Origin of the sequence: Microbacterium sp. (genome assembly GCF_035277845.1) — a bacterium.
Classification (GTDB): Bacteria; Actinomycetota; Actinomycetes; order Actinomycetales; family Microbacteriaceae; genus Microbacterium.
In genome coordinates this window covers 1-20,907 of the sequence record NZ_DATEJS010000250.1, presented here as the reverse complement: position 1 = coordinate 20,907, position 20,907 = coordinate 1, and the positions used below count along the sequence as shown (strand labels likewise).

General features: G+C 71.3%; 18 protein-coding genes and 1 pseudogene. 10 read left to right on the top strand and 9 right to left on the bottom strand.

Translation table 11 applies throughout. The annotated features are described in order from the left end of the window. The 4 genes from VJR25_RS10880 to VJR25_RS10865 form a co-directional block, all read left to right on the top strand. Positions 1-284, top strand: a 284-nt coding sequence (locus VJR25_RS10880) for a hypothetical protein (RefSeq protein WP_324114990.1), incomplete at its 5' end; no start/stop codon positions are given. Positions 285-474: 190 nt separating this feature from the next. Continuing rightward, the gene (locus VJR25_RS10875; protein ID WP_324114989.1) at positions 475-1,869 is read left to right on the top strand and encodes an alpha/beta hydrolase; all 1,395 of its coding nucleotides are present in this window, start codon (positions 475-477) and stop codon (positions 1,867-1,869) included. Continuing rightward, on the top strand, positions 1,866-2,399 hold the full coding sequence (locus VJR25_RS10870) for an LppA family lipoprotein (protein WP_324114988.1): 534 nt from the start codon (positions 1,866-1,868) through the stop codon (positions 2,397-2,399). Before VJR25_RS10875 ends, VJR25_RS10870 begins: the two co-directional genes overlap by 4 nt. Then, the gene (locus tag VJR25_RS10865) at positions 2,396-2,986 is read left to right on the top strand and encodes a DNA-3-methyladenine glycosylase I (protein ID WP_324114987.1); all 591 of its coding nucleotides are present in this window, start codon (positions 2,396-2,398) and stop codon (positions 2,984-2,986) included. Before VJR25_RS10870 ends, VJR25_RS10865 begins: the two co-directional genes overlap by 4 nt. A gap of 33 nt (positions 2,987-3,019) precedes the next feature. On the opposite strand, the gene VJR25_RS10860 is transcribed toward VJR25_RS10865, so the two are convergent. The 4 genes from VJR25_RS10860 to VJR25_RS10845 form a co-directional block, all read right to left on the bottom strand. Beyond that, entirely contained in the window at positions 3,020-3,448 is a 429-nt protein-coding gene (locus tag VJR25_RS10860; protein WP_324114986.1) for a dehydrogenase, read from the bottom strand. Between the two features lie 62 nt (positions 3,449-3,510). Continuing rightward, the gene (locus VJR25_RS10855) at positions 3,511-5,241 is read right to left on the bottom strand and encodes a cation:proton antiporter (protein ID WP_324114985.1); all 1,731 of its coding nucleotides are present in this window, start codon (positions 5,239-5,241) and stop codon (positions 3,511-3,513) included. 18 nt (positions 5,242-5,259) lie between these two features. Beyond that, positions 5,260-6,273 (bottom strand): malate dehydrogenase, encoded by a 1,014-nt coding sequence (locus VJR25_RS10850; RefSeq protein WP_324114984.1) that lies wholly within the window; start codon positions 6,271-6,273, stop codon positions 5,260-5,262. 94 nt (positions 6,274-6,367) lie between these two features. Continuing rightward, entirely contained in the window at positions 6,368-7,378 is a 1,011-nt protein-coding gene (locus VJR25_RS10845) for a LacI family DNA-binding transcriptional regulator (RefSeq protein WP_324114983.1), read from the bottom strand. 136 nt (positions 7,379-7,514) lie between these two features. Between VJR25_RS10845 and VJR25_RS10840 the strand changes: the two genes are divergently transcribed. From VJR25_RS10840 to pip, 5 genes are all read left to right on the top strand, one after another. After that, entirely contained in the window at positions 7,515-8,774 is a 1,260-nt protein-coding gene (locus VJR25_RS10840) for a sugar ABC transporter substrate-binding protein (protein ID WP_324114982.1), read from the top strand. A gap of 3 nt (positions 8,775-8,777) precedes the next feature. Further along, positions 8,778-9,899, top strand: coding sequence for a sugar ABC transporter permease (locus VJR25_RS10835; RefSeq protein WP_324114981.1), 1,122 nt, complete (start codon positions 8,778-8,780; stop codon positions 9,897-9,899). A gap of 44 nt (positions 9,900-9,943) precedes the next feature. Beyond that, positions 9,944-10,768 (top strand): carbohydrate ABC transporter permease, encoded by an 825-nt coding sequence (locus VJR25_RS10830; protein WP_324114991.1) that lies wholly within the window; start codon positions 9,944-9,946, stop codon positions 10,766-10,768. Next, on the top strand, positions 10,765-12,630 hold the full coding sequence (locus tag VJR25_RS10825; protein WP_324114980.1) for a glycogen debranching N-terminal domain-containing protein: 1,866 nt from the start codon (positions 10,765-10,767) through the stop codon (positions 12,628-12,630). Before VJR25_RS10830 ends, VJR25_RS10825 begins: the two co-directional genes overlap by 4 nt. 99 nt (positions 12,631-12,729) lie before the next feature. After that, positions 12,730-13,704 carry a prolyl aminopeptidase gene (gene pip, locus VJR25_RS10820; RefSeq protein ID WP_324114979.1) on the top strand — a complete coding sequence of 325 codons (975 nt, stop codon included), beginning with the start codon at positions 12,730-12,732 and terminating at the stop codon, positions 13,702-13,704. A gap of 144 nt (positions 13,705-13,848) precedes the next feature. Here pip and VJR25_RS10815 read toward each other — a convergent pair whose 3' ends face one another. Beyond that, positions 13,849-15,480, bottom strand: coding sequence for a GMC family oxidoreductase (locus VJR25_RS10815; RefSeq protein ID WP_324114978.1), 1,632 nt, complete (start codon positions 15,478-15,480; stop codon positions 13,849-13,851). After that, positions 15,477-17,252, bottom strand: a complete 1,776-nt coding sequence (locus VJR25_RS10810) for an aldehyde dehydrogenase family protein (protein WP_324114977.1) — start codon at positions 17,250-17,252, stop codon at positions 15,477-15,479. The genes VJR25_RS10815 and VJR25_RS10810 overlap by 4 nt, the downstream gene beginning before the upstream one ends. A 248-nt stretch (positions 17,253-17,500) precedes the next feature. On the opposite strand from VJR25_RS10810, the gene VJR25_RS10805 reads away from it, so the two are divergent. Beyond that, entirely contained in the window at positions 17,501-18,916 is a 1,416-nt protein-coding gene (locus VJR25_RS10805; protein ID WP_324114976.1) for a uracil-xanthine permease family protein, read from the top strand. 15 nt (positions 18,917-18,931) lie between these two features. Here VJR25_RS10805 and VJR25_RS10800 read toward each other — a convergent pair whose 3' ends face one another. The 3 genes and pseudogenes from VJR25_RS10800 to VJR25_RS10790 all read right to left on the bottom strand — a co-directional run. Beyond that, a complete protein-coding gene (locus VJR25_RS10800) occupies positions 18,932-19,948 on the bottom strand; it encodes a LacI family DNA-binding transcriptional regulator (protein WP_324114975.1) in 1,017 nt (338 codons plus the stop codon). A gap of 16 nt (positions 19,949-19,964) precedes the next feature. Then, complete coding sequence (locus VJR25_RS10795) at positions 19,965-20,678, bottom strand: sulfite exporter TauE/SafE family protein (protein WP_324114974.1); 714 nt, start codon at positions 20,676-20,678, stop codon at positions 19,965-19,967. Then, a pseudogene (locus VJR25_RS10790) lies at positions 20,675-20,907 on the bottom strand (amidohydrolase); the annotation flags it as partial. The pseudogene VJR25_RS10790 and the gene VJR25_RS10795, both read right to left, overlap by 4 nt.

Below are 20,907 nucleotides of genomic sequence, written 5' to 3'. Positions count from 1 at the left end.
CGTCGTTCGACGTCGGCGGCCTCGGCGCGGGCGGCACGGCCGGCGTCAGCTACGGGATCGGCGCGAACGCCGGCGCGGACGTATCGCTCGGCAAGGACGGCATCCACGTCAGCGCCAACCTCGGAGTCACCTTCGGGCTCGGCGCCAACGTCAAGCTCGACCTCTCCGTCAACCCCGCGGACATCCCCGGGGCGAGCCTCGTGACCGGTGCGATCGGCGACGTGGTGCACTCCGATGTCGCGAAATCGGTGGTGCACGACCTCAATCCGACGAACTGGTTCTGAGTCCGGAATCCCCTCGCCGGGCAGTTTCCGAAAGCCCGGCGAGGCGGCTCGACGGGCCGCGGATGATGTTGCACAATACACCCCTATCGGAAAATGCAGTTTCTGTGGATAAACTGGCGGTCCATAGTCCCGTGCTGGGGGGGCGGCGGGACGAGCGGTAGCTGGATGCCACCCAGAAGGGTGGTGTTTTGTGTACTCGCTGAGCCGGGCGCGCGCGGATCCGCGCACGCTGATGACGACGGGCGTGCTGGCGTTGAGCCTTGCCGCAGCCGTCGTCTTCGGCACGCTCAGCCCGGTGCAGCTGGATCTCCCGAACCCGATCCCCTGGCAGTCCCTCGCAGCCACGGCCGCAGCAGCCACGGCGGGCGTCACGCACCCGAGCGCCACGCACTCGACCACCACGAACAACCCGACCAGCACAGACCCGACCACCGCGAACCCGCGGCATCCCGACCCGATGGCGCCACCCTTGCGCGCCACCGCGACGCAGAATCACGCCTGGTGGCAGTCGCTGACGCCTGCCCAGCAGGCGGAGGTGGTCATCGAGCACCCGGAGCGGGTCGGCAATCTCGACGGCATCCCCATGAGCGTGCGCAACCGCGTCGACCGCGCGCAGCTCGCGGCGCGCATCGCATCACTGACCGCGGCCGAGCCCAGTCGGTACGTGATGCCCGGTGACGTGGTGGGTGGTGCGGTCGCGTTGCCGAACCCCGCGTACGCGGTCTGGCAGAACAAGATGGCGGCGCTCACGAACACCCGCAAGGCCCTGCAGGCGCACCCGGACATGTCGCTGGTCATGCTCGTGGTCGGCGCCGAGCGTGTGGACATCGCACTCGCGGTCGGCGACGTCGACACGGCCGACAACGTGGGCGTGTACGCGCAGGGACTGTTCTCGAACACGTCGGACGACGTGGACGTGCGGGACGTCTCCCTGCAGATGCTCGACCTCGATCGGCAGGCCGACCAGCTGATCGCCCTCAGCAAGCGCCGTGACCAGACGACGGCGCTCGTCATGTGGATGGGCTACGCCGCCCCGCAGAACCTCATCGATGCGATGTCCGAGACACAGGCCCAGGAGGGGGCGGTGTCCCTGGCATCCTTCGCCGACGGCATCAAGGCCGTCAACCCGGCGACGCGCCTCGTCGGCGTGGGGCACTCGTACGGCTCGACGACTCTCGGTCTCGCAGCGCAGCGCACGAACGCGTTCTCCGCCCTCGTCGCGTTCGGCTCGCCCGGCCTCGGCACCGACCGCGTCCGCGACCTGCACGTTCCCTCCGGTGCCGTCTACGCGCTCGCGAACCCGGTCGACCCGGTCGCGGGCCTCGGCCGGTTCGGCACCGTGCCCACCGAGATGCCGGGCGTCACCCGCCTCAGCACCGCCGCGCACCTCGACCTGAAGGGGCCGACGGCGACGCCGGTCTCGCTGAAATCGGTCGCCTCCGGCATCGTCGGGCCGGTGATCGCGTTCGTCGCCAACCTGCCGACCGGATTCCGGCAGCACAACCAGTACCTCGTGCACGACAGCACGGCCGAGTACAACATCGCCGCGGTCATCGCCGACCTGCCCGACCGGCTGATCAGATGATCCGCCGCCCGCTGGTCGCGGCGGCGATCCTGGCCGCGTGCATCGCGGTGGTGGGATGCACGCGCAATTCGGGCGGCACCTCCGCCAGCGCGTCGACCACCTATCTCGAAGACGTGGTGCCGGGGTACAACTCGATGCTCGCCGAACTGCGCGCCGCCATCGGCGCCGAGTACCCGGGGGTCGAGTGGCGCGAAGACGCCTCCGGTGCCGAGAAGGTCGGCGGGGTCGCCGCCGACACCTGGGTCGTCTACTCGCCCACCTGGTACCTCGACGCGCCGATCGCCGACGACAGCGCGCGGCGCGACGCGGTGGTGCGCACCGCCAACGCCATCCTGCACCGCCACGGCTTCGTCTCGTTCCAGACGGTCATCGCGCACCCCGGCCAGTTCGAGTACGTCGCCGATGACCGCTGGGGATGCCGCGTCGTCTTCGGCGGCCTGCGCATCGCGGGTCTCAGCTACCGCACCGGCGACATGCCGAGCCTCGACCCCACCCCGCAGGTGCCGCTGCGCGCGGAGCCCACCGGATGAGCGGCGGCGCGACCGCAGGGGACGACGGCATCCTGCGCTGCCCCTGGGTGGGCGACGACGCGGACTACCGCCGATACCACGACGAGGAGTGGGGCACGCCGCTGCACGGCGACCGGGCCCTGTTCGAGAAGATGAGCCTCGAGGGGTTCCAGGCGGGGCTCAGCTGGATCACCATCCTGCGCAAGCGCCCCGCGTTCCGGGCGGCGTTCGACGGCTTCGACCCCGCGACCGTGGCCGCCTACGGCGAGGCGGACGTGGAACGGCTGATGGGGGATGCCGGCATCGTGCGCAACCGTGCCAAGATCGAGGCGGCGATCGGCAACGCCCGCCTCGTGTGCGAGCTGGCGCCCGGTGAGCTCGACGCCCTGATGTGGTCGTTCGCGCCCGCGGGATCCGGCATCCGCCCTGTGTCGATGGCGGAGCTTCCCGCCGTGACGCCCGAGTCCGAGGCGATGTCGAAGGCGCTCCGCAAGCGCGGGTTCCGCTTCGTCGGCCCCACCACCATGTACGCGCTCATGCAGTCCGCCGGAATGGTCGACGACCACCTCACCGGCTGCTGGCGCGCCGCCCCCACGCCCGGTCGTTGAGCGAGCGCAGCGAGCCGAAACGCCGCCGGCCCGCTAGGACGTCGCGACGTGGGCGGCGTCGTGCAGGTGGCTGTCGCCGTGGCCGAGCACCTTCACCACGATTCCGCGCCCGCGCAGTGCGGAGAGCGTGCGGGTCTCCTCGTCGCGGTCGCGGCCGAGGGCGTGCACGGATGCCACCACCACGACGTCCCCGCGGTGCAGGGTGCCGAACAGGCGCACCAGGCGCTGCTCCCACGTCTCCAGGGTCTCCGGGGCCGGATGCCGGAACCCGTCGATGGGCACGCCGAACGCGGTCAGGTCGTCGCGCTGCTGCTTGATGGGCGGCATGTCGTCGCGGGCGACGACCACGCCGACAAGGCGGGAGCCCGCCGGCCGGGCAAGCCACCAGTGGCGGTCCTGCTGCAACTCGACGAAGCATTCCGGGCATTCGGCGGCGGCATGCGTCACATCGGAGTCGGTCACCCGTCCATTCTCGCAGTCTTCGGGCCCGCCGGCACGCCCGACCGGCGGCCGGGCGGCACGGTTCACTCCTCGCCGAGGCGCACCTGCAGGCTGAGCTGCTCGGCATCCAGCTCGTTGAGCGCCCGGCGCAGCTCCGCGCTCGAGTACTCGCCGCCGCGCGCGAGCGCGCCGAGCTGCCGGCGCTGGGCGTCGATGACCACGAGCCGCAGTTCGCCGATGGTCCGCAGCAGCGACCCCTCCTCGTCGTCGGTGCGCACCTGGACGCGCCGCTGCATCCGGGCCAGCAGCTCCGCGGGGAACGGATTGCCGGCGCGGTCGACGAGGCCGGGATCGGCGAGCGCCTCCTGTCCGGCGTCCCACAGCGCGGTGAACAGGCGGGCGTGCTCCTCGTCGTCGTCGGTGGCATCGCCGGCATCCATGTGCAGTCGCCGCACCAGCCACGGCAGGGTGAAGCCCTGCAGCATGAGGCTGACCACCGCCACGAGGAACGCGACGAACACCAGCAGAGCCCGATGCCCGTCGGTCTGCGCGTCGGTGAGGGTCTGTGCGGCGGCGAGCGTCACGGCACCGCGCATGCCCGCCCACACGATCACGGCGCCGTGCTTCCAGCCGAGCCGGGTGGACTGGTAGTAGTCGATGTCGTTCAGGGCGCGCGTCACGCGCGCCTGCCAGCCCCGCACGCGCTGCCGCTGCTCCTCCGGGGTCGCCGGTGCCCTGCGGCGCTGCGGCAGGTCGATCTCTCCGGCCGCGACCTTGTCGATCTTGCGGCTGAGCTTCTCGAACGCGTCGCGGTTCATCCGGTCGGCATGTCGTCCCTGTATCCACACGACGACGGTCACGTACGCGGTGCGGGATGCCACCACGATCACGAGCGCGACCGCGGCCACCCAGATCGGGGTCCACAGCCCCTCGTTGTGCGCGAGTTTCGCACCGACGATGTCCTTCAGCTCCAGCCCCATCAGCAGGAAGATCGCGCCCTCGAGGACGAGTTCGACGGTGTGCCACGTCATCCGGTCGCTGAGTCGCTGCTCGGGCGTGAACAGCCGCGGGGCGCCCTGGCCGGCGACGATCCCCGCCACGACCGCGGCGACGAGACCGGAGCCGTGCAGCTCCTCGGCCGGCAGGTATGCGAGGAACGGCACGGTGAACCCGATCGCGGTGCTCGCCGCCGAGTTGCGCACGAGACCGCGCAGCTTCACCAGCAGCCAGCCGACGACACCACCGACGACGACCGCGATGAGGATGCCCCAGAGGAACGCCCCGACCGCGCCCCACAGCGAGAAACTGCCCGCGATCGCGACGATCGCGGTGCGCAGCAGCACCAGGGCGGTGGCGTCGTTGAGCAGGCTCTCGCCTTCGAGCATGGTGACCACCCGCGGGGCGATGCCGAGGCGCTTCGCGATCGACGTGGCGACGGCGTCCGTGGGCGAGATGATCGCGCCGAGGGCGATTCCGAGAGGCAGGCCGACCGAGGGGATCGCGACCCAGAAGAACAGCCCGAGCAGCACGGAGCTCATCACGACGAGCAGCACCGACAGCCCCATGATCGGCCGGAGGTCCCGCCGGAATTCGAGCGCCGGCAGGTTCACCGCCGACGAGTAGAGCAGCGGCGGCAGCACGCCGGCGAGGATCCAGCTCGGCGGGATCTCGGGCAGGTGCACGAAGGGCATCAGCCCGACCACGAGCCCCAGGGCGACGAGCATGAGCGGGCCCGCGACCCCCAGCCGCTGCGCCAGCGAGGTGACCACGGCGATGGCGATCACCGCGACCAGCAGGATCAGGGCGAGCAGCATCGGCGGGGCTCCGGCGGATCAGATGAGACCGAGGCCGCGCACCGCGTCGCGTTCGGCGACGAGCTCCGCCACCGAGGCGTCGATGCGGGCACGGGCGCGCGCGTCCAGCTCGAGGCCCTCGACGACCCGGTGGCCCGACCCGTCGGAGGTGACCGGGAAGGATGTCACGAGCCCCTCGGGCACGCCGTACTCGCCGTGCGAGACGACGCCGGCCGAGACCCAGCCGGCGTCGGCCTCGCGCCCGAGCATCCAGTCGCGCGTGTGGTCGATGGCCGCCGACGCGGCGGATGCCACGGACGACGACCCGCGCACCTCGATGATCTCGGCACCGCGGCGGGCGACTCGCGGCACGAACTCGTCGTCGAGCCAGGCCATCGCATTGTCGAGACCGGCGCAGCGCTCCACCAGCATGGGCATGACCGGCCGGCCCGACACCGTCGCGTGCGCGACGTCCGCGAACTGCGATGCGGAGTGGTTGCCCCAGATCGTCACGTTGCGCACCGCTCCGGCGCCGACCCCGAACGATTCGGCGAGCTGGCCGATCGCGCGGTTGTGGTCGAGCCGGCTCATCGAGGTGAACCGGTCGTCGGGCAGGTCTGGTGCGGATGCCCGCGCGATGAGCGCGTTCGTGTTCGCGGGATTGCCGACGACGACCACCCGCACATCGGATGCGGCGTGCGCCTGGATCGCGGCGCCCTGAGGCCCGAAGATCCCGGCGTTGGCCGCGAGCAGGTCGGCGCGCTCCATGCCCGCGGTGCGGGGCCGCGCCCCGACGAGCAGGGCGATGTTCGCCCCGGCGAAGGCCTGGGCCGGATCGTCCGTGACCTCGACGTCGACGAGCGCCGGGAACGCGGCATCCTGAAGCTCCAGGGCGGCGCCCTCGGCGGACCGCACGCCCTGCGGGATCTCCAGCAGCCGCAGCTTCACCGGCCGGTCGGGTCCGAGCATGTCGCCGGCCGCGATGCGGAACAGCAGTGCGTACCCGATCTGCCCTCCCGCGCCGGTGATGGTCACAGTGGTCGCAGCATCCATGCCCCGAGCCTACTCAGCCCGCCGCGGCCCGCTCGGGTGTCACGTTCTGCGGGTGCAGGGGGCTGATCGTGACACCTGAGCGGCTGTGGCCGGCTCAGCGCACGATGAGGCGCGGCACGATGAGCGCGTGCGCGGCGCCCGGGGTCGCGGCGCGGGCCTCGATCTCGCCGCCGGGCCCGGTGATCAGGTCGATGGCCGCAGCCGCCACCTGCTCGGGCAGCTGCTCCACGCTCGACAGCCCGAGCGCTTCGACGACCGGGGTGTTGTCGAATCCGACGATCGGCAGGTGCGGGCGCCCGAGGTCGGCCGCGGCCAGGTGCGCGCCGACGGCCAGGGAGTCGCTCGCGCACACCAGGGCGTCGATCTCGTGCCGGGCGAGCTCCCGGCCGACGAGCTCCCGGGCCTCGGCGATCCCCTCCTGCACGGCCCAGCGCGGGGCGGACGCACTGCCGGCCCTCGGCCCGATCGTCTCCCGCCAGCCGCGCTCGCGGTCGTCGCCGGTGCCGGATCCCGTCGGCCAGCCGAGGAACGCGACCCGCGGCCCCGCGGTCTCCAGCGCATGCGTCGTCGCCGCCCGGGTGCCGGCCGCGCCGTCGACGTCGACCCACAGGTGGGCGGGGTCGTCGATGTCGTCCGCGCCCCACGGCCGCCCGAACGACACGAACGGCAGTCCGCGGCCGAGCAGCCAGCCGGTGCGGGGATCGCCGTGGAACGTGCCCGAGATCACGACGGCATCCACGTCCCCGCCGCGCATCAGCTCGTCCCAGCGGCTGATCTCGTCCTCGGGCGTGCGGGCGGCGTACAGCAGCACCCGCAGGCGCCGCGCCCCGGCGCGCTCGGTCAGTGCGTGCACGAACCGGTCGAGCACCACGCCGGAGATGCCGCCCGCGTACGCGTCCAGGCGCACGCCGATCGTGGAACTGCGCCGGGTGCGCAGTCGCCGCGCCGAGCTGTTGGGGGAGTAGCCGAGCTGCTCGACCGCCTGCATGACACGCTGGCGGGTGCTCTCCCGCACCACCTGCGGTGCGTTGAGCACGTTGCTGACCGTCTGCCGCGACACGCCCGCCTGGCGCGCCACGTCGTCGATCGTCACCGCTTCGGTCACGGATGCATCATCCCCACACGTCACTCCGGCCGTGCTTGACAGCCCGTTTTCCTGCACTCTATCGTGAACCACGACCCACAGTTTGATCGTTCAAATTTGATCGTTCGAATCTCAGCGCCAGATCGAAGGAGATGTCATGACGCGCCACACAGCACGAGGGCTCGTCGGCCTCGGCGCCATCGCCGCCGTCACCGCCCTCAGCCTGACCGGATGCGGTTCGGGCTTCAGCAGCTCGCCGTCCTCCACCTCGGGGAGCGACCTCACGTCGTCCAAGAAGCCCCTCACGATCATGATCGGCTCGTCCGGCGACGCCGAGACCAAGGCCGTCAAGGATGCCGTCGCCGGCTGGTCGCAGAAGTCCGGCGTCTCGGCCACCGTCGTCGTCGCCACCGACCTGCAGCAGCAGCTGTCGCAGGGCTTCGCCGCCGGCTCCCCGCCGGACCTCTTCTACCTGTCCAGCGACATCATGGCCGGCTTCGCCGACAACGGCTCGCTCAAGCCCTATGGCGACCTTCTCAAGAACAAGGCCGACTTCTACCCGTCGCTGGTGAAGAACTTCACCTACAAGAACCAGTTCTACTGCGCGCCCAAGGACTTCTCGACGCTGCAGCTCGTCATCAACACCGACATGTGGAAGAAGGCCGGTCTCACCGACGCCGACCTCCCCACGACCTGGGACCAGCTGGCGGCGGACGCCGAGAAGCTCACCTCCGGCAAGACCAAGGGCCTCGTCTTCAACGGCGAGTACGCGCGGCTCGGCGTGTTCATGGCACAGGCCGGCGGCCGCCTCGTCTCCGCCGACGGCAAGACCGCCGAGGCCGACAGCGCCGAGAACGCCACCGCGCTCGACTACGTGAAGAAGCAGCTCGACGCGGGCACCTTCGCCTATGCGAAGGATGTCGGCGCAGGCTGGGGCGGCGAGGCGCTCGGCAAGAAGACCGCGGCCATGACGATCGAGGGCAACTGGATCACCGGCGCCATGTCGGCGGACTTCCCGGACATCGCCTACAAGGTCGCCGAGCTGCCCGCCGGCCCCGCCGGCAAGGGCACCCTGCAGTTCACCACCTGCTGGGGCATGGCCGCGAAGAGCCCCAACCAGAAGGCGGCGCTCGACCTCGTCGAGTACCTCACCTCGGCCGGCCAGCAGCTGGCGTTCTCGAAGGCGTTCGGCCCGATGCCGTCCGTCGAATCCGCCGCGTCGCAGTGGAAGTCAGGCAACGCGCCGCTGATCCCGTTCCTCGCGGGCGCGGACTACGCACAGGGCGTGCCGACCGACGCCGGTGCATCCGACGTCATCAACGACTTCAACTCGCAACTTGCGACGCTGAAGTCCAGTGACCCGTCGACCATCCTGACGTCGGTTCAGAAGAACCTCGAGACGGTCGTCAAGAAGTAGCGCATGTCGGTCCTCGCCTCACCGGCGACGGCCCCCGCCCCTCCTCGCCGGCGATCCTCCGGGATCCGCCGCGGGGAGGGCCTGGCGGGCTGGCTGTTCACTCTGCCGGTCATCATCCTGCTCGGCGTGTTCCTGCTCGTCCCGGTGCTCATGGCCCTGTGGGTCAGCTTCTCGGACTGGAACGGCAACGGCAGCCCGCTGTCCTCCTCCGTGAACTTCGTGGGGCTCCGCAACTACGCGGACCTCACCACGGGCAGCGGCCTCGCCGAACGCAACTTCGGGCTGTCGCTGCGCAACAACCTCTGGTACGTGGTGCTCGTCGTGCCGCTGCAGACGATCCTCGCGCTGCTGCTCGCGGTGCTCGTCAGCCGGCGTCTGCTGGCCGGCCGCGGCTTCTTCCGCACCGCGTACTACTTCCCCTCCGTGACCAGCTCCGTCGCGATCACCGTGCTGTGGCTCTTCCTGTTCTCGAACTCCGGAGCCGTCAACGCGATCTTCGCCCGGCTGGGCGCGAACGGACCGGACTGGTTCAACGAGCCCGCGGGCCTGTGGGCGGTGATCGCCGGCTGGTTCGGGATGACCCGGCCGCCCGGCTGGATGGATCAGGGCGGGTTCCTCGAGGTCACGCCCTGGGAGTGGCTGCAGGGTCCGTCGATCGCGATGTTCGCGTACATCCTGATGGCCGTCTTCACCACCAGCGGCACCTTCATGCTGATCTTCATGGCCGCGATCCAGAACATCGATCCCGCCCTCGACGAGGCGGGCATGATCGACGGGGCGAGCGGGTGGCAGCGGTTCTGGCGCATCACGCTGCCGCAGCTGCGCCCGGCCCTGTTCACCGTGCTCACCCTCGGGCTCATCGGCTGCTGGCAGGTGTTCGACCAGATCTACACCGGCACGCAGGGCGCACCCGGCAAGACCACTCTGACCCCCGCGTACCTGTCGTTCCAGGCGAGCTTCGGCTCGCAGCAGTGGGGCGACGGCGCCGCCATCGCCTTCATCCTCTTCGCGATCATCGTCGCGTTCACGCTGTTCCAGCGGTGGGTGCTGCGCGATCGGCCGGTGTCCCGCCGCCGCATCCGCGCCTACCAGCCGAAGGCCGCGAAGAACGGAGCCGCTTCGTGAGCGCCGTCGTCTCGTCCCGCCGCGCGGGCGGCCGGCCGCCGTGGGTGCGGGTCGCCGGCCGCATCCTGCTCTACGCGGCGCTCGTCGCCATCGCTCTCGTCTACATCTACCCTTTCCTGGTGCAGGTCTCGACGTCGTTCAAGACCGAGGCGGATGCCGCGAACGATCCGATCTCGCTCCTCCCGCAGACCTGGTCGATCGCCGCGTACCGGACGCTGTTCGCCAACAGTGACTACCCGCGCTGGTTCATGAACTCCGTCATCGTGACCGTCTTCGTCACGCTCGGCCGGGTGTTCTTCTCATCGCTGGCGGGCTACGCGCTGGCGCGACTGCACTTCCGCGGGCGCGGGATCCTGTTCGCCGGGATCGTCGCGGTCATGGCGGTGCCGGGCGTCGTGCTGCTGATCCCCAAGTTCCTCGTGATCAACCAGCTCGGCATGTACAACTCGTACGTCGGCATGATCCTGCCGCTCATGGTGGATGCCGGCAGCGTCTTCATCATGAAGGGCTTCTTCGAGTCGATCCCCGTGTCGGTCGAGGAGCAGGCGCGCGTGGACGGCGCGGGCGCGTTCCGCATCTTCTGGTCGATCGTGCTGCCGATGGCCCGGCCCGCGCTGATCACGATCCTCATCCTGTCGATCCAGGGATCCTGGAACGAGCTCGCGCACTTCATCGTGTCGACCTCCGACCCGAACCTGATGACGCTGACGAAGGGCGTGGCGTCCCTCGCGGCCGGAACGCTCGGATCGGGCACCCAGTACCCGTTGAAGCTCGGAGCCGCGCTCATCATGACGATCCCCATCGCCGTGGTGTTCTTCGTCTTCCAGCGCAAGATCATGAACTCGAGTGAAGGGGCAGTGAAGGAATGACCGTCACCCGCCAGCCGTTCCTGCAGGATGCCGTCATCGTGCTGCACGCCCCGACGCAGGTGTGGTCGCGCGATGACGGCGACATGCGCGCCCCGATCGACGGCGTCTACCACGGCGACCGGAGGATGCTGGCCGGGCTGCAGGTCGCGTACGGGGCACCGGGCGCGCCCCCCGTCGCCCCGGAGGCCATCGCATCGCGCACTCCGCGGGCCGCGCGGGCGGTGTTCGACGCCGTGCTGCGCGAGATCGACGACCCGGCGCCGGACCCGCATCTGCGGATGACCCGCACCCGCACCGCGGGCCCCGGCGTCGTGCGCGAGACCATCGTGCTCGCGTCGGCGCTCCCCGGCCCGGTCGACGTGGAGGTGACCGTGCGCATGCGGGCGGACTTCGGATCGCTCGCCGACGTGAAGGCGGGACTCGCGGCGGGGGCCGCGGTCGTCGTCACGGCCGTCGACGACGGCGTGCGTGCGGAGTCGGGCGACGGAGCCGAGGTGGTGCTCACCGCGCCGGATGCCGCGCTCGCCGTGGACGGCGCCGTCATCACGCTCGCCTGGAGCCTGACGATCCCGGCGCGCGGGTCGGTGGCGCTCGCCTGGCGTGCGCAGCTGCACGATCCGGCCCTCGTGGTCGCCGCCGCCCCGCACCGGCCGTGGACGCTGCCGGCCACCGCGGACTCCCGCCTGAACCGCTGGCTCGCCGTCGCGGCCGACGACCTCGACGCGCTGCGGCTCGCCCTGCCCGACCGCGCCGACGACGCCTTCCTCGCCGCCGGCGCGCCGTGGTTCTTCACGCTGTTCGGCCGGGACTCGCTGTGGGCGGCGCGGCTGGTGCTGCCGATGGACGTCGCGCTGGCGGCATCCACGCTGCGGGTGCTGGCCCGTCTGCAGGGCACGAAGGACGATCCGGCCACGGAGGAGCAGCCGGGCAAGATCGCGCACGAACTGCGCGCCGGAACCCTCGAGCTGCCGGGCGAGGGCATCGTGCTGCCGCCCCTCTACTACGGCACGGTGGATGCCACTGCGCTGTGGGTGTGCCTGCTCGTGGAGGCGGCGCGGGCCGGGATGCCCGACGCCGAGGTGCGCGACCTGCTGCCCCACCTGCGCGCGGCGCTCGACTGGCTCGTCGTGAACACGGGCGACGGCTTCCTCTCGTACATCGACCGCACCGGGCGGGGGCTCGCCAACCAGGGCTGGAAGGACTCCGGCGACTCGATCCAGTGGCGCGACGGACGGCTCGCCGCCGGCCCCATCGCCCTGTGCGAGGTGCAGGGGTATGCGTACGAGGCCGCCGTCGGAGCCGCCGATCTGCTCGACCGGCTCGGCCAGCCGGGTGCCGGCGGGCTGCGCACGTGGGCGGAGGCGCTGCAGGCCCGGTTCCGCAATCGGTTCTGGGTGCAGACGCCGGAGGGGCGCTACCCCGCGATCGCCCTGGATCGCGACGGTCGTGCGGTCGACACGCTGTCCTCGAACATCGGGCATCTGCTGGGCACCGGCATCCTGTCCGCCGACGAGGAGCACGCCGTCGCCGACCTGCTCGTCGGCGAGTCGATGGCATCCGGAAGCGGCATCCGCACCCTGTCGACGGATGCCGCCGGCTACTGGCCGCTGGGCTACCACAACGGTTCGGTCTGGACCCACGACTCCGCGATCATCGCGCGCGGCATGGCCGCCGCCGGGCTCCCCGGCCACGCCGAGCGGGTCGCGCATCAGCTGATCGACGTGGCCGAGCGGTTCGCGTACCGCGTGCCGGAGCTGCACAGCGGCGACCCGGTGGCGGTGCCGTATCCGGCCGCCTGTCGCCCGCAGGCCTGGTCCGCGGCGGCCGCGTTCGTGTGCGCCGGCATCCTCGCGGACGGCTGAGCCCGACGGCGCGCCTCCGCTCCCGAGCCTGTCGCGCGGTGGCGTGCGCGTGCGTCGCGCTACGGTGAGAGAAGCGACCGTAGGGGGAGAGACGGCCTGATGCCACAGCTGGATGACATCCTGTATCCCGAGATCGAACCGTTCGACGAGGGGATGCTGCTCGCCGGCGACGGCAACCGCCTGCACTACGAGCAGTGCGGCAACCCCGACGGCAAGCCCGTCGTGTTCCTGCACGGCGGTCCCGGTGCCGGGGTTTCGACGTGGCACCGGCGCTTCTTCGACCCGGACAGGTATCGCATCGTGCTGTTCGACCAGCGCGGATGCGGACGTTCCCTGCCCCATGTCTCCGATCCGCACGCCGACCTGCGCCACAACACCACCTGGCACCTCGTCGCCGACATCGAGCTGCTGCGCCGCAACCTCGGAATCGCGAAATGGCAGGTGTTCGGCGGGTCGTGGGGCTCGGCCCTCGCACTCGCGTACGCAGAGACGCACCCGGATGCCGTCACCGAGATCGTGCTGCGGGGCATCTTCACGCTGCGCCGTCACGAGCTGGAGTGGTTCTACGAGGGCGGGGCGTCCGCCCTGTTCCCCGACGAGTGGGAGCGCTTCGTCGCACCGATCCCGGTGCTGGAGCGGTCGCACATGATCGAGGCCTACCACCGGCGCCTCAGCGATCCCGACCCGGCCGTGCACGTGCCGGCCGCGGTGGCCTGGTCGCAGTGGGAGGCGGCCACCCTGTCGCTGCACCCCGATCCCGACCGCGTCGCCGAGGCCGGGGACCCGCGCCACGCCACCGCGTTCGCGCGCATCGAGAACCACTTCTTCATGCACGACGGCTGGTTCCGCCCCGAGCAGCTCCTCGAGGATGCCGCGGTGCTGCGCCGGCGCGGCATCCCGGGCGTCGTCGTGCAGGGCCGCTACGACGTGTGCACGCCGATCATGACCGCGTGGGATCTGCACCGCGCCTGGCCCGAGGCGGAATTCGTGATCGTGCCGGATGCCGGCCACGCGGCATCCGAACCCGGCATCGCGCGCGCCCTGCGCGAGGCGACCGACCGCTTCGCGGACTGACCGGCGGCGCCCGGTCGCGCCGGCGACGCCGGACGGGCGCTTCGTGCGGAGAAGTACCGCTGGTGCGGCCACACAGCGGGTATCTGGCCGCACGAGTTGCACAACTCCGCATGAGCCGCACCGGCCTCTCGGGGTCGGTGCGGCTCACCGGCCGCGGATCAGGTCGGCGGCGACCTCCCCGATCACGATCGAGGGCGCGTTCGTGTGCCCGCGGATCACGGTCGGCATGACGGACGAGTCCGCGACGCGCAGTCCCGTGACGCCGCGCACGCGCAGTTCGGGGTCGACGACGGATGCCGCGTCCGACCCCATCCGGGCGGTGCCCGCCGGGTGGTACAGCGTGTGCGAGAACTGCCGCAGGGCGATCTCGGCGCGCTCCGCGGGCGACATCCCACCCGCACCTGCAGGCTGCAGCCATTCGCCGGTGAGGAGCTCTCGCATCGGCTCCGTCTGCAGCAGACGGTCGCATTCGAGCAGTCCCTCGGTGAGCGCCGCGGCGTCGATCCCGTCGGCATCCGAGAGGTACGCGGGATCGATGAGCGGCTTGTCGGCCGGATCGGCGGAAGCCAGCCGGATCGTGCCGCGACTCACCGGCCTCAGCAGGATCGCCCCGATCGTGACGCCTTCGCCCGGTGACGCCACGAGGCCTTCGCCGACGTACGGACCCGGCGCGAAGATGATCTCGACGTCGGGCAGGTCGCCCGGCTCACCGCGTGCGTCGGCGACGGAGGTGCGGAGGAATCCGTACGCCTCGGCGATGTTCGACGTGAGCATGCCGCGCCGGCGGCTCAGATACGTGACCAGCTCGGCCGGCTTCTCGGCTCCGTGCAGCGTCCCGCCCTTCGCTGCGGGCGCGAGTCCCGCGATCAGATGGTCCTGCAGGTTGCTGCCCACCTCGGGGGAGTCGTGCACGAGCGGGATGCCGCGGTCGTGCAGATGCGCGGCCGGCCCGACTCCCGACAGCATCAGCAGCTGCGGGGTGTTCACGGCGCCTCCGCAGAGGATGACCTCGCGCTTGGCGGCGGCGTGCCGGGTCACCCCGGCGAGGTCGACGTACACACCGGTCGCCCGGGGCACGGCATCCGACCTGGTCCCCTCATCGAAGGTCACGCGCCGCACCAGGGCATCGGTGACGACCCGCAGGTTCCGCCGTCGGGAAGCAGGCGCCAGGTAGGCGTCGGCGGTGGATGTCCGCGCACCCCGATGCTGGGTCACCATGGTCTGGGTGAAGCCCGGCCGGTCGGGGAGATTCGCCGGCACGACCGGATGCCCGCGCTCCGCCGCCGCGCGCAGGAACGCGGCCGTGTGCGGCCGCGGATCGCGCTGGTGCTCGACGGGCAGCGCGCCGGCGCCGTCCTGGGTCGGGTCGTCGGGGTCGCTGGTGCGCTCGACGCGCCCGAAGTACGGCGCGAGGGACCGCCACGACCAGCGGTCGCCGGCGGCATCCGCCCACTCGTCGTAGTCGGCGGCGAACCCGCGCACCCACATCATCGCGTTGAGCGACGACGAACCGCCGAGCACCTTGCCGCGCGGCCAGAACACCGTGCGGCCGTGCAGACCCGGCTGCGGCACGGTGTCGTAGCTCCAGTCGTTCCGGCTGCGGAAGAGCTTCCCGAACGCGGCCGGAATGCGGATGTTCAGGTCGGTGTCGCGGCCGCCGGCCTCGAGCAGCAGCACGGACACGTCGGGGTCTTCGGAGAGCCGGGCGGCCAGCGCAGCCCCGGCCGAACCTGCGCCGACGACGACGAAGTCGGCGGCCAGGTCCGCCTTGCTCACGACTTCATCGCCCTCGTCAGGGTGGCCAGGAGTCCGGGGACGCTGTGGCCGATGTGCCACCGGGTGAGCCCGGCCGCGACATCCGTGTTGGTGCGGGAGTCGACGAACCACGGCGGCTTCGGCAGGATGGTGCCCTTCGCGGCTCCGCGCGACCGGAAGAATCCCGCAAGGCCACGGGGGAACGGCCGGAACGGACCGCGCATCACCGAGCGCTCCACCCTGTCGAGCAGCAGGGTGTTGTGCACGACGCCGATGCCCGACTGCACGTCGTCGAGCGTCGCACCGGGGAACGCGCCCCACGACAGGATCGGGGTGGCGAACAGCACTCCGGTCCACGTGTTGATCGCGATGCCCCCGTAGCGCAGCGCGGCGATCGCGCGCTCGAAGCCGGAGCCGAGCAGCGCCTCGGTGGCGGGGTCGATCAGCACGTTCGCGCCGAGGGTGCCGGCGAGCTTGTCGTTGGCGTGCTCGACCGCGGCGTCCAGGAACTCCTGCCCGGTGCCGGACAGCGTCACGACGCCCAGCACGGGCGCGAAGAACTCGGTCGTCTCGATCGCGGTCGGATCGTCGCGGTCGCCCACTTCGACGAGTGCGCGGGTGCGATCCGCGACCCAGGATGCGTCGGGATACGCGGCCTGGGCGGCCTGCAAGCGGTCGTCGGCGTGCGGATACCAGACCGGGCGTTCCGGGGCTGCGGCGAACGCCCGGCGCAGCTCGCTGAGGAACCGGTCGCGCTGCGCCCAGTCGCGGCTGACGATCACGACCTGCCCGGCGATGCAGTTGTGCCCGCTGTTGTGCAGGCGCATCGTGGCGATGTGCTGTGCCTGGTAGGTGAGGTCGGCCTCGGTCCACCTGCCCGGCACGACGATGATCGGGGCGACGCCGCCGAGCTCGGCCGTGATCGGCACGCTGAGCCTCGGGGTGTTCGCCTCCTTGCGGGAGGCGGCCTCGTCTCCGGTTCCCCACACGATGGCGTCGAACGTCGTGGCGGAGCCGGTGATGTGCACGTGCCCGATCTGCGGATGCTGCGTCAGGTAGGCGCCGACGTCACCCCCGCCGCGCACGATGCGCACGAAGCCGAGCTCGACGAGCGGGGCCATCGCGCGCTCGAGCACGGGCACGACGGAGTCCTGCGTGGGGTTGACCTTCAGGATCGACACCCGGCCTTCGGCGAGCAGTTCGTACAGCACGTCGAGGAAGGGGATCGAGGTGATGTTGCCTGCGCCGAGCACGAGGCCCACGCCGGCCTCGGCGGTCGGCGTGCGCTGTCCGAGTCCCGCGCCCGCCCGCGCCTCGTCGGCGCTGACGCCGGGCTCCAGCCACAGTTCTCCGCTGAATCCGGACAGCAGGATGCGGTCCATCCCGACGGTGGGGAAGGCTCTCACGCGGGTTCGTCCGCCGGGTGCGACGCCGATCTCGACCCGGTCGAGCGGGCTTCGGCCGTCGGAGAGAGCCCTGAGGGTGGCGATGTAGCCGTCGAGCGCGCCGAGGGCGGCGTACGGACCGGAGAGCCACTCCTCGCCGCGCAGCGGATGCCCCGGACCGAGTCCCTTCGACGCGGATGCCGCATCCACCCAGTCGTCGGCGACAGCTGCGACCGCGGCCCGCACGCGCTCGAGCAGCTTGGCCCGCTGGCCGACGCCGAGGCGGGCCCAGACGCGCGCCCCGTCGTGGAGCTCGGTGATCGCCTCGTCGAGCGGCTCCCGCACGTCGGCGGGGAGCTCCGGGGGCGCTGACGTCGCGGTGGGCTTCGTTGCGGGCTTCGCTGCCATGGTGCTCCTTGCCGTCGGGCGTGGTCCGCGGCCAGTGTATGTCGGGTCCCGGCGCCGGAGCGGACCGGCCCGGCGAGGGGCGATGAGAATGCCCTTGCCCTCGGCCGGTCGTTCGGACCCGTGAAACAAGGGTTGACATTCTCCGCGGTGGTGCACATCATGGGACCAAATCGATTTGGATCTCGCTTCCGGCCGCGACTCGGCGGCCGGCCGGCGCGATCACCGCTTCAGAGCAGAGGCAGACGACAATGACGAATGAAACCGCACACGCGACCGACGCCCCCGAGCAGAGGCAGGACGTCCACCCGGTGGACCAGTTCCGGCCCTGGGGACGGCTCGTGCCGTTCGCGATCCAGCACATCCTCGTGATGATCGCGACCCCGATCTCCTCGGTCTTCCTGATCGGCACGGCCCTTCATCTGTCCGAGCAGCTGACCTCGGCGATCCTCGCCTCCGTCTTCGTGTTCAGCGGACTGGGCTCGCTGCTGCAGTCGATCGGCGTCTGGCGCATCGGCGTGCGTCTGCCCTTCGTGATGCTGCCGGGCGGCGCGGCGACGATCCTGTTCATCACCACCGCCCAGGGCACCGATGTGCAGACGGCCGTCGGCGCCGTCATCCTGACGGGCGTCTTCTACATCCTCGTGGTGACCGTGTTCGTCCGGGTGCTCAAGTACTTCCCGCCGCTCGTGATCGGCAGCATGGTCGTCGTGATCGGCATCAACCTGATCGGCGCGACCGGCAAGCTCATCACCGGCACCCCCGACACGCCGCAGTTCGGCGACCTCCTGAACCTGCTGCTCGCGCTGGTGACGATCGTCGTGACCGTGCTGTGCTTCCGTTTCCTTCCCGGGGTGCTGCGGCAGCTCTCCGTGGCGTTCGGCCTCGTGGGCGGCACGATCTTCGCGGCCTTCTTCGGGGCGACCGCCTTCGCCCAGCACGTCGCCGGCCCGGCCGTGTCGGTGCCCGCGTTCCTGCCGTTCGGATTCCCCGTGTTCAACGTCGTCGCGGCCATCCCGATGCTGGTGTGGAGCCTCGCCTCCATGGCGGAGGCCACCGGTCAGACCGTCATCAACGCCGAGATCGTCGGCCGTGAGGTCAAGCCCACCCGGGACGTCCCGCGGGTCATCCGCGCCGACGGCATCGTCTCGATCATCGGCGGCTTCTTCGGCACGCCCGCCATGGTCACCAGCGGCGAGAACGTCGGCATCGTGCGCGCGAGCGGCGTGCGCAGTCGCTACGTGACCGCGACGGCCGGCGTCATCCTGATCCTCGTCGGGTTCAGCCCGCTCGCCCGGCTGCTGGCCGGCATCCCGTCCGCGGTCATCGGCGGCACCGCCGTCGTGGTGTTCGCCATCATCAGCGTGCTGGGCATCCAGATGCTCTCCCGCGTCGACTTCCACGAGACGGGCAACCTCATCACCTGCACGCTCGCGATCGGCATCGGCCTGCTGCCGGTGCTCATCCCGGGCATGTACCACCAGCTGCCCGCGGCCGTCGCCTCGCTTCTCGGCAGCGGGGTCGCGATGAGCGCGTTCACGGGCGTGCTGCTGAACCTCCTGTTCAACCACACCCGGCGGCGCGAGGAACCGACCGATACGGGCATGGGCGTCAACACCGCCATCATCAAGAACGTGCGGCGGCGCCCCGACGACTACCGGATCTGAGCACCGGAAGCCGCGTCACGCCCCCGTGGACGCCCGCGCGATCAGCGTCGGCGGCGGGGGCGTGATCGGCGTCCGGGCCGTCTGCCCGTCGAGCCGCGACAGCAGCAGCGTCACGGCGGCATCCGACACCTGGGTCAGGTGCAGGTCGAGCGCGGTCAGCGGCGGGCTGCTGGTCTGGGCGCGCACGCCGTCATAACGGGTCGCCAGCAGCAGATCGCGCCCGATCACCCGACCGGCCTCCTCGGCAGCCTGAACGGCGCCCGTCGCGAACGCGTCGACCGGGACGCACAGCGCGTCGATCTCCGGATGCTCCGCCAGCAGCTGCGCCGTCGCACGGCGTCCCGCCTGCTCGCCGCCGGCTTCGTCGGCCGTCGCGATGACGGGAGCGAAGCCCTGCCGCGCCGCGAGGTCCAGGTAGTGCTGGCGGAACGCTCGCTGCGACTCCCGCTCGCTGCTGCCGAGCAGGATGCCGGGAGCGCGCGCGCCGCGCTGGGCGAAGTGCTCGAAGATGAGCCGGGCCGACTCCTCGCCGTGCAGCTCGATGTCGTCGGGCCCGGGCGTCGCGCCGACCGTGATGTGCGGGATGCCCCGGGCCGTCAGCTCGCGTGCGAGCTCGTCGCCGGGTGCCGGCTCGAGGAGGATCGCCCCGTCGATGTCCACGCGGTCCAGCACGTTCTGCTGGTCGGGTGGGGTGAGGACGAGCGTGTAGCCGCTCAGCAGCGCGGTCTGGGCGCATCCCATGGCGAGCTCGGTGAAGAAGCCGAGCCGGGAGATGCCGGCCGACACCGCCGAGGGCATCGAGGAGAGCACCGCGATGGCCTGCGACCGGCCGGAGCGGAGGCGCTGGGCGCGCACGCTCGGCCGGTAGCCCAGGCGTTCGGCCGTGTCGATCACGCGCTGACGGGTGTCCCTGTTGACGTGGCCCAGTCCGCTGAGGGAGTGCGACACGGTCGTGCGCGACACCCCCGCCTCGCGGGCGACGTCCGCGATGGTGGCGCGCCTGCCGCCCCGGTCGCTCTCTGCTGGGGTCACCGTCCCAGTCTGCCGCCTACCAGGCCTGGACGATGACGACGATGCCGGAGATCACCGCGAAGCCGAGCACGATGTAGCGCAGCAGCGGTCCGTCGAGCCGGTGGTGGACGTATCGGCTGGCGAACGAGCCGACCGCCAGGAACGGCAGCAGAGCGGCGGTCGCGATCAAGGTCGTCAGCGTGAACTTGCCGCTCACCGCGAGCACGATCACCGAGATGACCTCACCGACGAGGAAGCATGTGGCGACTGTCGACCGCAGGATCGGCCCCGGCTTGTGCTGGTAGGCGAGGGCGAGCGGCGGCCCGCCGACTCCCGTGGAGGTCTCGGTGATGCCCGTGATGAGGCCGACGACGACGAGGCCGATGCGGTTCGGGTCGAACGCGGGCACGACCAGGGCCACCGCCGCGGCGATGACCGTCGACCAGCCGATCAGCAGTTCGAGCTGCTGCAGGTTGACGATGAGCAGGATCCACAGCCCGATGAACGTGCCGACGAACCGACCCACGCTGATCCACTTCACGCCGCGCCAGTCGATGGCGTGCCGCTCCCGTCCCGCGACGTACGCGTTCAGGGGGATCATCAGCAGCAGGATCGCCGCCGGCAGCAGGGACGGATCGAGCAGGCTCACCACCGGGGCGGCGACCATCGCGAATCCCATTCCGGTCGCGCCCTGGATGAATCCGCACACCAGCACGGTGATCCCGATGATGACGAATGCCGCGACGGTCATGCGCGCGACTCCGCCCGGCGTGCGCGGTGAACGGCAGCGGTCGGATCCACCGTCACGACCGGCGAAGAGCCCACGACGCGCTCCGCCGTCTCGCGGGCGCGGTCGAGCAGTGCGTCGCCGTCCCAGTCGACCGGGCGGCCGCAGCGCAGTCGCAGGCGCCCGTGCACGATGACGGCCTCGATCATGTCCCGGTTGCCGAGTCGCACCAGCTCCCACGTGGGGTCCCACG